12 protein-coding genes are annotated in these 13633 nt (G+C 73.2%); 7 read left to right on the forward strand and 5 right to left on the reverse strand.

Annotated elements, in window-relative coordinates; all coding sequences use genetic code 11:
* The first annotated feature begins 62 nt into the window (after positions 1 to 62).
* Entirely contained in the window at positions 63 to 1529 is a 1467-nt protein-coding gene (eat, locus tag ACQP17_RS07360; RefSeq protein ID WP_433855531.1) for an ethanolamine permease, read from the forward strand.
* Positions 1530 to 1633: 104 nt separating this feature from the next.
* Complete coding sequence (locus ACQP17_RS07365; protein ID WP_433855532.1) at positions 1634 to 2320, forward strand: gamma-glutamyl-gamma-aminobutyrate hydrolase family protein; 687 nt, start codon at positions 1634 to 1636, stop codon at positions 2318 to 2320.
* A gap of 31 nt (positions 2321 to 2351) precedes the next feature.
* On the opposite strand, the gene ACQP17_RS07370 is transcribed toward ACQP17_RS07365, so the two are convergent.
* Positions 2352 to 3317 (reverse strand): LysR family transcriptional regulator, encoded by a 966-nt coding sequence (locus tag ACQP17_RS07370; protein ID WP_433855533.1) that lies wholly within the window; start codon positions 3315 to 3317, stop codon positions 2352 to 2354.
* 70 nt (positions 3318 to 3387) lie between these two features.
* On the opposite strand from ACQP17_RS07370, the gene ACQP17_RS07375 reads away from it, so the two are divergent.
* Positions 3388 to 4578, forward strand: coding sequence for a TDT family transporter (locus tag ACQP17_RS07375; protein WP_433855534.1), 1191 nt, complete (start codon positions 3388 to 3390; stop codon positions 4576 to 4578).
* An 18-nt stretch (positions 4579 to 4596) separates the two neighbouring features.
* On the opposite strand, the gene ACQP17_RS07380 is transcribed toward ACQP17_RS07375, so the two are convergent.
* The 4 genes from ACQP17_RS07380 to ACQP17_RS07395 form a co-directional block, all read right to left on the reverse strand.
* Positions 4597 to 5334: a helical backbone metal receptor gene (locus ACQP17_RS07380; RefSeq protein ID WP_433855535.1), complete on the reverse strand. Its 738-nt coding sequence runs from the start codon at positions 5332 to 5334 to the stop codon at positions 4597 to 4599.
* 68 nt (positions 5335 to 5402) lie between these two features.
* Complete coding sequence (locus ACQP17_RS07385) at positions 5403 to 5834, reverse strand: hypothetical protein (protein WP_433855536.1); 432 nt, start codon at positions 5832 to 5834, stop codon at positions 5403 to 5405.
* Between the two features lie 311 nt (positions 5835 to 6145).
* A complete protein-coding gene (locus ACQP17_RS07390) occupies positions 6146 to 8746 on the reverse strand; it encodes an ABC transporter permease/substrate binding protein (RefSeq protein ID WP_433855537.1) in 2601 nt (866 codons plus the stop codon).
* Positions 8739 to 9959 carry a quaternary amine ABC transporter ATP-binding protein gene (locus tag ACQP17_RS07395; protein ID WP_433855538.1) on the reverse strand — a complete coding sequence of 407 codons (1221 nt, stop codon included), beginning with the start codon at positions 9957 to 9959 and terminating at the stop codon, positions 8739 to 8741. The genes ACQP17_RS07390 and ACQP17_RS07395 overlap by 8 nt, the downstream gene beginning before the upstream one ends.
* Positions 9960 to 10187: 228 nt before the next feature.
* Between ACQP17_RS07395 and ACQP17_RS07400 the strand changes: the two genes are divergently transcribed.
* From ACQP17_RS07400 to ACQP17_RS07415, 4 genes are all read left to right on the forward strand, one after another.
* The gene (locus tag ACQP17_RS07400) at positions 10188 to 11102 is read left to right on the forward strand and encodes a 5'-3' exonuclease (protein WP_433859843.1); all 915 of its coding nucleotides are present in this window, start codon (positions 10188 to 10190) and stop codon (positions 11100 to 11102) included.
* A gap of 48 nt (positions 11103 to 11150) precedes the next feature.
* Positions 11151 to 12008, forward strand: coding sequence for a siderophore-interacting protein (locus ACQP17_RS07405; RefSeq protein WP_433855539.1), 858 nt, complete (start codon positions 11151 to 11153; stop codon positions 12006 to 12008).
* A 226-nt stretch (positions 12009 to 12234) separates the two neighbouring features.
* The gene (locus ACQP17_RS07410) at positions 12235 to 12873 is read left to right on the forward strand and encodes an ArsR/SmtB family transcription factor (protein ID WP_433855540.1); all 639 of its coding nucleotides are present in this window, start codon (positions 12235 to 12237) and stop codon (positions 12871 to 12873) included.
* A 2-nt stretch (positions 12874 to 12875) separates the two neighbouring features.
* Positions 12876 to 13610, forward strand: a complete 735-nt coding sequence (locus tag ACQP17_RS07415; protein ID WP_433855541.1) for an SRPBCC family protein — start codon at positions 12876 to 12878, stop codon at positions 13608 to 13610.
* Positions 13611 to 13633 lie beyond the last annotated feature (23 nt).

Raw genomic sequence — 13633 nt, forward strand, 5'->3', positions numbered from 1 at the left:
CGGCAGCAAAGGTATGCGGCTAAACCTTTGCTCGGTTTCCCTCGTCGAGGCAGGAGCGGCTCATGGCCGACAGCACGGAATCGCAGACCGCACCCCCGGCGGGCCCGGGCGGCGCATCGCCCGACGAGACCTATCTGGAGCGGCGGACCCTGCGGCGCGGCAGCGCCGGCCCGCTGCTGCTCACGGGCCTGGGAGTCGCCTATGTCGTCTCCGGCGACTTCTCGGGCTGGAACAACGGCCTGGCTCAGGGCGGCTTCGGCGGCCTGGCCATCGCCGCCGTCCTGATGGGCCTGATGTACACCTGTCTGGTCTTCGCGCTGGCCGAGCTGGCCTCGATCCTGCCGACCGCGGGCGGCGGCTACGGCTTCGCCCGGCGCGCCCTGGGTACCTGGGGCGGCTTTCTGACCGGCACCGCGATCCTGATCGAATACGTCCTGGCACCGGCCGCGATCTCCCTCTTCATCGGTGACTACGTCGAGTCGCTCGGCCTGTTCGGGCTGCACTCCAGCTGGCCCGTCTATCTCGCCTGCTTCGTGATCTTCATCGGGATCCACCTGTGGGGCGTGGGCGAGGCGCTGCGCTTCAGCCTGATCGTCACCGCCATCGCGGTCGCCGCGATCGTCGTCTTCGCCATCGCCGCGCTGACCGACTTCCATGTGGACACCCTCAACGACATCCCGGTCAAGGCCGGCGCCTTCGGGGCCAACTCCTGGCTGCCGTTCGGCATTCTGGGGATCTGGGCGGCGTTCCCGTTCGGCATGTGGTTCTTCCTCGGCGTCGAGGGCGTCCCGCTGGCCGCCGAGGAGACCAAGGACCCGGCCCGCTCGCTGCCGCGGGCGATGGCCGCCGCGATGGGCATCCTGCTGCTGCTCGCGCTGATCACCTTTGTCGCCGCGACCGGGGCGCGCGGCTCGGCGGCGATCCAGTCGGTGGGCGATCCGCTGGTGCAGGCGCTGCAGCCGCACGGCAAGCCGACCACCGTGAGCCGGATCGTCAACTACGCGGGCCTGGCGGGCCTGGTGGCGTCCTTCTTCTCGCTGATCTTCGCCGGCTCGCGGCAGCTGTTCGCCCTCTCCCGGGCCGGCTACCTGCCCCGCTTCCTGTCCCTGACCAGCCGCCGCAAGGCCCCCTACCTCGGCCTGCTGGTGCCCGGCGCGCTGGGCTTCGGGCTGGCCGCGGCCACCGGCGACGGCGCGCGGATGCTCAATGTCGCGGTCTTCGGCGCCACCATCTCCTACGCGCTGATGGCGCTCTCGCACCTCGTGCTGCGCCGCCGCGAGCCCGGCCTGCACCGCCCCTACCGCACCCCCGGCGGCATGCTGACCTCGTCCGTCGCCCTCGTCCTGGCCTGCTCGGCGCTGGTGGCGACGTTCCTGGTCGACAAGGACGCGGCGTTCATCGCCCTCGGCGTGTACGTGGTGGCGCTGGCCTACTTCGCCTTCTACTCCCGGCACCGGCTGGTGGCCTCCGCGCCCGAGGAGGAGTTCGCCGCACTGGCCGCCGCGGAGGCCGAACTCGAACGCGCCTGACCGCCCCACCGGGCACCGCGACGGCCGGCCGGGACCTCCCCGGCCGGCCCCGCCGCTCGTGCACCGCCCCGCTCCCGCCCCATCCCCACGGAGGACCGCACCCCATGTCCCAGCCCCTCATCGGCATCAGCACCTACCAGGAGGACGCCCGGTGGGGGGTGTGGTCGCTGCCCGCCGCGCTGGTGCCCGCCGGATACCCGAAGCTGGTGCAGCGCTCGGGCGGGCTGGCCGCGCTGCTGCCGCCGGGCGATCCGGCCACCGCCGCCGCGGCCGTCGCCCGCCTGGACGGACTGGTCATCGCCGGCGGCGCCGATGTGCAGCCGGCCCGCTACGGCGCGGAGCCGCACCCCAGGACCGGGCCGCCCGCCCTGGACCGGGACGCCTGGGAACTGGCCCTGATCGAGGCCGCGCTGGCGGGCGGGGTACCGCTGCTGGGCATCTGCCGCGGCCTCCAGCTGCTGAACGTGGCGCTGGGCGGGACCCTCGTCCAGCACCTCGACGGCCATGCCGGCGCCCCCGGGGTCTTCGACCGGCACGACATCAAGCCGGTCCCCGGAACGCTGCTGGGCCGCACGCTGCCCGAGCCGGTCGCCGTACCGACCTACCACCACCAGGCCGTGGACCGGCTCGGCCGCGGGCTGCTCGCCTCGGCCTACGCGGAGGACGGCACCATCGAGGCGCTGGAGCTGCCCGACGCGCCCGGCTTCACGCTGGCGGTGCAGTGGCACCCGGAGGCCGGCGAGGACACCCGGGTGATGGAAGCCCTGGTGGCGGCGGCCGCGGAACGCTGATCCGCGCCGGGGCGCCCCCGCGCGCGGCCGCTCAGGCCGTCGCGCGGGTCAGCCCCAGCAACTGACGGGCGGGGCCCACCGGGAGCTGGCCGGCCGGCCACACGGCCCGCAGCTCCCGGCCCAGCCGCAGCCCGCCCACCGGAATCTCCACCAGCCGGCGCGCCGTCAGCTCCTCGCCGACGGCGAGTTCGCTCAGGACGGACGGCGCCGCCTCGCTCACCACCGCCGCCTTCACCGCGGTGGTCGAGGCGAGTTCGAGGAGCGGCGCGGCCAGGCCGCCGTGGCGGGCCAGCGCCGCGTCCAGCACCGCGCGGGTCCCCGAGCCGCGCTCGCGCAGGATCAGCGGGGTGGCGGCGAGTTCGGCGGCGGTCAGCTCCGTACGCCGCCGGGCCCAGGGGTGGGACGGCGCGGCCACCACGAGGAGCCGGTCGTGCCCGATCACCGTCCCGTCCAGCCCCGCAGGCACCTCCAGCCCCTCCACGAAGCCGAGGTCGGCCGCACCCGCCAGCAGCCGTTCGGCGACCGCGCGGGAGTTGCCGGCGAGCAGCGAGACGGCGGTCCCGGGGCGCTGGGCGCGCAGCGCGATCAGCCACCCCGGCAGCAGATACTCCGCGATCGTCATGCTGGCCGCGACCCGCAGCCGCGAATCACGCCGCCCGCGCAGGGCCTGGGCGCCCGCGTCGAACGCCTCGGCGGCCTCGACCACCCGCCGGGCCCAGTCCGTCACCAGCGCCCCGGCGTCCGTCAACCGGGAGCCGCGCGGCGAGCGTTCGACCAGCCCGACCCCCAACTGCCGTTCCATGGACCGGATGCGGCTGCTCGCGGCGGGCTGGCTGATGCCCTGCGCACGGGCGGCCCGGCCCAGACTGCCGAGCCGGGCGACGGCGAGCAGCAGCTCCAGCGCGCCGAGATCCGGTACCCGGTGCGCCAGCGGCACGGCCGGCTCGTCCTCGTCGGACCTCACATGGCCACGCTCTGCTCCGCGCTCCCTGCTCATAACCCCAGCTTATGCCCTCATAGACACGATGCCCCTGGTGACGGCCGCCCCGGGCGGCAATCCTGAAGACATGGCACCCCTCGCGCACGCACCTTCCCGTACCACCACCGGACCCGCGGCCCCCGACTCCGGCACCGCCGACTCCGCAGTCCCCGGCCCCCAACGCCCCGGCCCCGCACGCTCGGTCCGCCATCTCGGGCCCAACTGGTACGCCGCCGTCATGGGGACGGCGATCGTCGCCAACGCCGGCGCGGTCCTGCCGTTCACCGCCGGTGCGCCCCGGATCGCCTGCCAGGCCGTCTGGGCGCTGTCGGCGCTGATGCTGCTGGCCGTGCTGGCCGCCCGGGTGGTGCACTGGGCCCGCCACGGCGACCAGGCGCGCCGCCATCTGCTGGACCCGGCGGTCGCCCCGTTCCACGGCTGTACGGCGATGGCGCTGCTGGCCGTCGGTGCCGGCTCGCTGGCCGTGGGGCAGGAGGTCATCGGCCGGCCCGCGGCCCTCGCCGCCGACGCCGTCCTGTGGAGCGCGGGTACCCTCCTCGGCCTCGCGGCAGCCGTCGCGGTCCCGTATCTGATGGTGACCCGGCACCGCATCGACCCCGGCAGCGCCTCCCCCGTCTGGCTGCTGCCGCTGGTCGCCCCCATGGTCTCGGCGGCGACCGGCCCGGCCCTGGTCCCGCATCTGCCGGCCGGGCCGTGGCAGCAGACCCTGCTGTTCGCCTGCTACGCACTGTTCGGCATGTCCCTGCTGGCCACGCTGCTGGTGCTGCCGCTCGTGGTGTCCCGGCTGATCCACCACGGCCCGCTGCCGCTCGCCCTGACCCCCACCCTGTTCCTCGTCCTGGGTCCGCTGGGCCAGTCCACCACCGCGGTCACCAACCTGGCCCACCTCGCGCCGGGCGTCGTGAGCGCGCCCCTGGCGCACGCCATGGCCGCCTTCGCGGTGCTCTACGGCGTCCCGGTGATGGGCTTCGCGCTGCTCTGGCTGGTGCTCGCGACGGCGATGGTGGTCCGCGCGCTTCGCCACGGCATGGGCTTCTCGATGACCTGGTGGGGGTTCACCTTCCCCCTGGGGACCTGCGTCACGGGGGCGGCGGGCCTGGCCGCACGGACCGGCCTCGGCGCCTTCGACGGGCTCGCGGCGGTCCTCTACGCCCTGCTCGTGACCGCGGTCGCGGTGGCCTTCACCCGCACCGCGCTCGGCCTGGCCCGCGGCGGCCTGCTCGCGCCGCCCCGGCCGGTCGCCTCGCAGGTCCCGTAGCAGCCGCCGCCCGGACGGTCAGCGCGCCGCGGCCAGCGCCTCGGCCAGCACCGCCGGCGCCTCCCCCAGCGACGGCCCGTACCAGGTCAGATGCCGCCCGCTGACCAGCGCGGCGGGCAGCGCGGGAAACGCCTCGGGGCCGTCGTCGGCGGAGAAGCGGTACGGCTCGTCGGGCAGCACGACGAGGTCGGCGCCGGCGGTGCGGAGGTCCTCCAGCCCGATCCGGGGGTAGCGCTCGGCGTGGTCCGCGTAGCGGTGGCGCACCCCGAGCCGGGCGAGCAGGTCACCGGCGAAGGTGTCCCGGCCCAGCACCATCCACGGCCGGCGCCAGACGGGCACCACGGCCGTGCGCCGCGCGGCCGGGGCGGGCAGCTCGCGCCAGGCGTCCTCGGCGTCCGCCAGCCACCCGGGCCGGGACAGCCCGCAGCCGTCCACCAGCACCCGGGTCAGCTCGCGCCAGGCCTGGTCCAGCGTCCGCACCTCGGTGACCAGGACCGGGGTCCCGGCGGCGCGCAGGGCGGCCAGATCCTGCGGACGGTTCTCCTCCTCGTTGGCGAGGACCAGTGTGGGCGCCAGCGCGGCGATCGCGGCCAGGTCGGGATTCTTGGTGCCGCCGATGCGGGCGGCGCCGAGCCCTGCGGGGTGGCTGCACCAGTCGGTGACGCCGACCAGCAGCTCGGGCGCCGAGGCGGCCACCGCCTCGGTGAGGGAGGGCACCAGGGACACCACGCGCCGGGGGGATCGAGGACCGGTCATCCGCCCACGGTACCCGCCCGCCACCGGACCGGCCGGGGCACGCCGCCCGCCGGCCAACTCGTCTCCGTTCAGCCCCTGTTGGCGGTGCGGCGCAGCCAGTAGGCCGCGCCCCCGGCCAGGGCGAACAGCGCCAGGCCGCCGGCCGCCTGACCGGCGTCGACCCCGTCCACCCGGCCGTCGCGCACGGTGACGGTCTCGGTGAACCGCACCCCGCCCGGCCCGCATTCGACGGTGACCGGGTAGCGGCCCGGGGCCGTCCCCGCGGCGACCTCGGCCTCGGCGGCCATCCCGCGCCGCCCCGGCCGCAGCACCAGCGACCCGAACAACGGCGAGGAAGCCCGCGCCGCGGCGGCCGCGGCACACCGGCTGCCGTCGCTGACGTGCACCCGCTGCCCGGCCACCATGGGGTCCGGCTCCACGCGGGCCCAGGCGGCGGGCGCGGCGAGCCCCAGGACGGCGGCGCCGAGCAGGGCGGCAGCGGCGGCGTGCGCAGGCGTCACGATCCTCTCCTCCGGCGTCCGCGACCGCTGCGGCCGTGGTCGGACCACGGCGACCGCCTGGGAATTACCGTCATACACCCGAGCGAATCACCCGCCCCGTTCCGCCGCGCAGCACATACGGCCGGTCGGGTGAGCCCCGCGGAGTTCCGGCCGGGCCGGCCCGTGGGCGGTCCGCACCGCCGGCCGCCGAACGGGTCACCCGGCCCGGCCCGCCCATGCGAGAGGCCCCGCCGCCGGCCGCTGCCGGGGACGGGGCCCACCGCACCACGAGGTGCGGGACGGCCGCGGCGTGCCGGGCACGCCGCACCCGCCTACTTCACCGGCGCCATCTTGTCGACGATGCCCGGATGGTCACCGATCCACTTCTCGACGCCCTTGTTCTCGTTGCCCTTGCCGGCGTCCTGGATGTCCTTCTCCAGGCTGCCGAGCTGTTCGGCGTCCATCTTCCAGTTCTTCAGCCAGCCGGCGAACTCCGGGAACTTCTTCGGGAAGCTCTTGTTGCCGAGCGTCTTGATCTGGTTGTTGGCGCCCCAGGTGCCCTTGGGGTCCGCGAGCTTGGTGAGCTTGTACTTGCTGTAGGCCCAGTGCGGCGACCACAGCACCACCGCGATGGGCTCCTTCTTGCGGTACGCCCGGTCCAGCTCGGTCAGCATCGCGCTGGTGCCGGCCGAGGTGACGTCGAAGCCCTGCAGGCCGTACGCCGGGGCGACGGTGTCCTTGAGGCGCTTCATCTCGCCGGTACCGGGCTCGATCCCGATGATCTTGCCGCCGAACTCGTCCTTGTGCTTGCGCAGATCATCCAGGGTCTTGACGCCCTTGACGTAGGACGGGACCGCGATCTCCAGCGAGGTCTTGTCGTACCAGGCCCCGATGTCGACGAGATCCTTCTTGTACTTGTCCCAGTACTGTTTCTGCGCGACCGGCAGCCAGCCGTCGGTCTCCACATCGATCTGGCCCGTGGACAGCCCGGTCCACATCGGCCCGACGTCGAGATTGCGGATGTTCGGCTTGTAGCCGCGCTTCTCCAGGATGTTCTTCCACAGGTACGTGGTCGCGATGCCCTCGTCCCACGCGGGGTAGCCGATGTTCGGCGCCTTGCCCGCGTCCTTGCCCTTGGCGTAGGAGGCGTCGGCGGACGGCGCGACCTTGTCGACCAGGCCGGGGTTCTTCTTGAGCCAGGTGCGCACGCCGTCCTGCTCATGGCCCTCACCGGCGCTCTTGATGTCGCCCTCGAGGCTAGTGAGCTGCTTCTCGTCCAGATGGAAGTTCTTCATCCACTTGGCGACCTGGGGCTCGTCCTTGGCGAAGCCCTTGCGGCCCAGCATGTGCAGGCTGTCCCCGGAGCCGAAGGAACCCTTGGGGTCCTTGAGCTTGGTGAGCTTGTACTTGTCGTACGCCCAGTGCGGCGACCACAGCGTGACGGCGATCGGCTTCTTGGCGCGCACCGAGCGGTCCAGCTCACTGAGCATCGAGGCGGTGCTGGACTCCTGGACCTTGTACTCGCCACCCAGGCCGTAGTCCTTGAGGACCTTGTCCTTGAGGATCTTCATCTCGCCGGCGCCCGGCTCGATACCGGTGATCTTGCCGCCGAACTCGCCGGCCTTGCCCTTGAGATCGTCGAGGGACTTGATGTCCTTCATGTACGACGGAACCGCGATCTCCAGCGAGGTCTTGTCGTACCAGGCCCCCAGATCCTCCAGCTTGTCCTTGTACTTCTTCCAGTACGAGGCGTGGGTGGTCGGCAGCCAGGCGTTGGTCTGGACGTCGATGTCCCCGCGGGCCTGCCCGGCGAACAGCGGGCCGGCCTCCAGGGCCTGGACCTTGGGCTTGTAGCCCCGCTGCTCCAGGATCTCCTTCCACAGGTACGTGGTGGCCTTGCCCTCGTCCCAGTTGACGTAGCCCAGGCTGATCGGCCGGCCGTTGCCGCCGCCGGAGCCGGCGCCCGCCTTGTCGAAGTAGCTCATCCCGCCGGCGCACAGCGCGAGGACGACCACGCCGACCATCGCCACGGAGGTGGCGGGCCGCCAGTGCAGGAACTTCCACCCGCCCAGCGCCGCCTGCGCCTTGGCCAGCGCACGGCGGCCGAGCGGGGAGACCCGCTCGTTGAGCGCGCCGGTCATCCGGTCCAGGTACATGGCGAGAATGACGACCGCGAGTCCGGCCTCGGCGCCCAGCGCCACATCGACCGAGCTGATCGCGTTGTAGACGGACGCGCCCAGACCGCCGCCGCCGACCATGCCGGCGATGACGACCATGGACAGCGCCAGCATGATGACCTGGTTGATACCGGCCATGATCGTGGGCAGCGCCAGCGGCAGCTGCACCCGGAAGAGCGTGCGCCGCGGGGGCGTGCCGAACGCCTCGGCCGCCTCGACCAGTTCCGCGTCGACCTGCCGGATGCCGAGTTCGGTCATCCGGACCGCGGGCGGCATGGAGAAGACGATGGTGGCGACGATGCCGGGCACCACACCGAGGCCGAAGAAGAGGATGCCGGGGATGAGGTAGACCATCGCCGGCATCGTCTGCATCAAGTCCAGGACCGGGCGCAGCGCCCCGCCGACGACCCGGCTGCGGGCCGCCCAGATACCGAGCGGCACGGCGACCACGACGGTGATCAGGCAGGCCACCAGCACCAGCGAGAGCGACTCGATGGTCGGGCCCCACTGCTCGACCGACTCGATCAGCGCGAAGCCGAGGAAGGTGAGGACGGCGGCCGGCAGCCCGCGCAGCCACCAGGCGAGCACCGCGAGGATGCCGGCCAGCAGCAGCGGTTCGGGCCCGGACAGGACCGTGTGAATGCCGTCGTAGAGGCCGTTCAGCACCTTCGTGATGAGGGTGAACAGCCAGTCCAGGTTGTCGCGGAGCCAGTTGACGGCGTCCTCGGCCCAGCTGCCTATCGGGATCCTAGGCACCGGTGATCACCTTGTCCTCGGGCTCGTCGTCCCCGTCGGCGGCCGCGGAGTGCTCCGCCGGGTCCTGGACGGGCTGCTTGCCCGGCCGCGCCGCCGGGGCGGACGCGGCCGGGCCCTGGGCGGGGACGCCGGCGGCCGGCTCCCGCTCCGCGGACTCGCCGAGGACGGCGAGCAGCCGCTCGGCCGGTACGGCGCCGGCCAGCTCGCCGTGCTCATCGGTCACGGCGACCGGCACGGTGCTGGTCGAGCAGGGGGCGAACAGCTCGGCGAGCGGGGTGTCGACACCGACCGTCGCGGGGGCCGCGGCACGGAACTCCGCGGCGGTGGCGAGCGTCCGGCCGTCGGGGGCGGTGGCGCCGAGTACGGTGCCGACCTCGGCCATCACCGCGCCGGCGGTGAGCACCCGGCTGCGGTCGACGTCCTGGATGAAGGACGCGACGTAGTCGTTGGCGGGCCGCAGGAGGATGTCCTCGGCACTGCCGATCTGGACGATCCGGCCGTCGCGCATCACCGCGATCCGGTCGCCGAGGCGCATCGCCTCGTTGAGGTCGTGGGTGATGAAGACGATGGTCTTCTTGAGGCTCTTCTGCAGTTCCAGGAGCTGGTCCTGCATGTCCCGCCGGATCAGCGGGTCGAGGGCGCTGAAGGACTCGTCCATCAGCAGCAGATCGGCGTCGGTGGCCAGCGCCCGGGCCAGGCCCACGCGCTGCTGCATCCCGCCGGACAGCTCGTCCGGCCAGGACTTCTCCCAGCCCTTGAGCCCGGTGAGCTCCAGCGCCTCGGTGGCGCGCCGGGTGCGCTCGGCGCGGGGTATGCCCTGCACCTCCAGGCCGTAGGCGGCGTTCTCCAGCACGCTGCGGTGCGGGAAGAGCGCGAAGTGCTGGAAGACCATGGAGATCTTCTCGGAGCGGACCGCGCGCAGTTCCTTGTCGCTGAGCGAGGTGAGGTCCTGGCCGTCGATCCGCACGGTGCCCGCGGTGGGCTCCAGCAGTCCGTTGAGGGTGCGCAGCAGCGTGGACTTCCCGGATCCGGACAGGCCCATGACGACGAAGATCTGGCCCTCGTCCACCTCGATCGAGGCGTCGATCACGGCCGCGGTGGTGCCTTCGTCGCGCAGTTCCCCGCGGCCGGCACCGGCCTGGAGCCTGCGGACCGCTTCCTCGGGTCTTCTGCCGAACACCTTGTACAGATGCTCGGCTTGCAGCCTGGCCACATATGCCTCTCTTGTCGCACGAGAAACGACCTGTCTCCCCCATCGACAGGTCGTGGAGCGACAACGGGGTCGGCCCGCTTTGCCCGGTGGAATGCCTGCATCCGTGACCGGACAGCTCCGCGTGCGCGCCTGCCCGCCTTTATCTGTCCTAAACACGACGGTGGTTTAGATCACATCGCTGCGACGTATGGGGCATACGGCATCATGCGGGGTGTGACTCGACGCCTGATGCTTCTCGACACCGCCTCGCTCTACTTCCGCGCCTACTTCGGGGTACCGGAATCAGTCAAAGCACCGGACGGCACTCCCGTGAACGCCGTGCGAGGACTGCTGGACTTCATCGCCCGGCTCGTCCAGGACCACCACCCCGACGATCTGGTGGCGTGCATGGACTTCGACTGGCGCCCGCAGTGGCGGGTCGACCTGATCCCCTCGTACAAGGCGCACCGGGTCGCCGAGGAGGCCCCGGCCGGGTCCGCGGAGCCCGACGAGGAGGAGGTCCCCGACACCCTCTCGCCGCAGGTCCCGGTCATCGAGGAGGTCCTGGACGCCCTGGGCATCGCCCGCGTCGGCGCGGCCGGCTACGAGGCCGACGACGTCATCGGCACCCTGACCGCGCAGGCCAGGGGGCCGGTGGACATCGTCACCGGCGACCGCGACCTCTTCCAGCTCGTCGACGACCGGCGCGGTATCCGCATCCTGTATCCGCTCAAGGGCGTCGGCACCCTCCAGCTCACCGACGAGGCGCTGCTGCGCGAGAAGTACGGCGTCGACGGCCCCGGCTACGCCGATCTGGCGCTGCTGCGCGGCGACCCCAGCGACGGCCTGCCGGGCGTGCCCGGCATCGGCGAGAAGACCGCCGCCAAGCTGCTGGCCACCTACGGCGACCTGGCGGGCATCATGGCCGCCGCAGCCGACCCCGCCTCAAAGGTGACCCCCGCCCAGCGCACCCGGCTGACGGAGGCCCGCCCATACCTGGCGGTCGCCCCGAAGGTCGTGCAGGTGGCCACCGACGTGCCCGTCCCCGCCGTCGACCACGCCCTGCCCGCCGAACCGGCCGACCCCGAGCGGCTGGAGGCGCTGGCCGCGCGGTGGGGCCTGGGCGGGGCGCTCCATCGGCTGCTCCTCACGCTCCAGCGGTGAACTGTTAGGTTAGGTAGACCTAACAACGTCAGATCAGGGGAGATTGCCGTGGCTGCAGAGCGTCCGTCCCGCCAGAAGCCCGTCGTGCACCACGCCCGGGTGCTGCGCACGGAGCAGCTGACCCCGCACATGGTCCGCGTGGTCCTGGGCGGGGTGGGGCCGGCGGAGTTCACGGCCGGCGAGTTCTCCGACCACTACATCAAGCTGCTGTTCCCGGTGCCCGGCGTGGAGTACCCCGAGCCGTTCGACATCGCCCGGATCCGTGCCGAGTTCCCGCGCAACCGGTGGCCCCGGACGCGTACGTACACCGTGCGCGCCTGGGACGCCGACAGCGGTGAACTCACCGTGGACTTCGTGGTGCACGGCGACGAGGGCCTGGCCGGGCCCTGGGCGGCCGCGGCCCGGCCGGGCGACGAGATCCGCTTCCTCGGCCCCGGCGGCGCCTACGTCCCGGAGGCCGGCGCCGACTGGCACCTGCTGGCGGGCGACGAGAGCGCCCTGCCGGCCATCGCGGCCTCCCTCGACCGGATGCCCGCGGGGGTGCCGGTGCATGTCTTCCTGGAGGTGGCCGACGCCCGGGAGCGCCAGGACCTGCCGGCCCCGGAGGGCGCCCGGATCCACTGGCTGTACCGCGACGACGCCCCCGTGGGGCGCGAACTGGTCGCGGCGGTCCGGGCACTGGAGTTCCCGGCCGGCCGGGTCCAGGCGTTCGTGCACGGCGAGGCCGGCTTCGTGAAGGAGCTGCGCCGGCTGCTGCGCGTCGAGCGGGAGATCCCCCGCGAGGCGCTGTCCGTCTCCGGCTACTGGCGGGCCGGCCACGACGAGGACGGCTGGCAGGCCTCCAAGCGCGAGTGGAACCAGCGCGTCGAGGCCGAGCAGGAGTCCCCGGCGGCGACCGCTTCCTGACCCCCGGGGCGAGCGCCCCGCCACGCCGGGACCCCGCACGGACGAGGCCCCCTGCATGCCGAAGGGCCCGGAGCGACACACCGCTCCGGGCCCTTCGACATGCCCGCACCCCGCCGCGACCGCCGCCCCGCCGCCCCGCCGCCCCGCCGCCGCACACTGCCGCACCGGACACTCCGACAGCTTTCCCCTCCTTGACAAGAACATTTGTCGGTCGCATTCTGGTGGGGTGATCGATGTAGCAGTGATCGACGATCCGGCCGCCGCCGGGGTCTCGCTGGATCCGGTGCGGGCCCGCCTGCTGGCCGTGCTCGCCGAGCCCGGTTCGGCGACGACGCTGGCAGCGCAGGTCGGCCTGTCCCGGCAGAAGGTCAACTACCACCTGCGGGCCCTGGAGCGGCACGGCCTGATCGAGCTGGTCGAGGAGCGCCGCAAGGGCAATGTGACGGAGCGGATCGTGCGGGCCACGGCCGCGTCCTATGTGATCTCGCCCGCCGCGCTGGCATCCGTCGCGCCCGACCCCGGCCGGGCGCCGGACCAGCTCTCCGCCCGCTGGCTGCTGGCCCTCGCGGCCCGGCTGGTGCGCGAGGTGGGCGAACTCCTCACCCGCTCGGCCAAGGCGCGCCGGCGGCTGGCGACCTTCGCCGTCGACGGGGAGATCCGCTTCGCCTCGGCCGCCGACCGGGCCGCCTTCGCCGAGGAGCTCGGCGCGTCCGTGAACCACCTCGTCGCCAAGTACCACGACGAGAAGGCCGCCGGCGGGCGCCCGCACCGGCTGATCGTCGCCCTCCACCCCAGCCTCACCCGTGCCGCCGACGAGTCCGCCCCGGACCCGGCGCACGGGCCCACCGCACCGACCGAGGAGTAGCCATGCCCAGAGAGTTCGAGATCCGCCGCGAGATCGTGCTGCCGGCCGCCCCCGAGGACGTCTTCGCGGCCGTCACCAGCGGTACGGGGGCGTGGATGTTCCCCAAGGAGAAGGTCGCCGCCGTCGGGGGCAGCGGTGCGGACGACGACGCGGTCACCGTCTGGGAGCCGCCGCACCGCTTCGAGGTCCGGATGGACGGCGAGGACGGCTGGTTCAACGCGCTGGAGTACGTCATCGAGGCCCGCGACGGCGGCACCGCCGTGCTGCGGTACGTGCACAGCGGCGTCATGAGCGAGGAGAACTGGGACGGTCAGTACGACGGCGCCCGTCTGCACACCGACTTCTACCTGCACACCCTCGGGCAGTACCTGCGGTACTTCACCGGCCGCCCGGCCGCCTTCGCCGATGTCCAGGGACCGGCGGCCTCCCGCACGCCCGACGGCTTCGGGACGCTGCTGCGGGCGCTCGGCGTCACCGCCACGACGGCGGTGGACGACCGGCTGCGCCTCGAACTGCCGGGCACCGCACCGCTGGACGCGGTCGTCGACTACCGCACCGAGCACTTCCTCGGGCTGCGCACCGACGGCGGGCTGTACCGCTTCTTCGGCCGCAACGCCTTCGGGGCGCCGGTCGGCCTCACGCTCCACCTCTTCGACGGCGACACCGACGCCGAGAAGGCCGGCCGGGCCTGGCAGAACTGGCTGGACGGGCTGTACCCGGCGGACGCCACCGGCTGACCACCCGTCACGCACACGGCGCC

Origin of the sequence: Streptomyces kronopolitis (assembly GCF_050953795.1) — a bacterium.
GTDB classification, from domain to species: Bacteria; Actinomycetota; Actinomycetes; order Streptomycetales; family Streptomycetaceae; genus Streptomyces; species Streptomyces kronopolitis_A.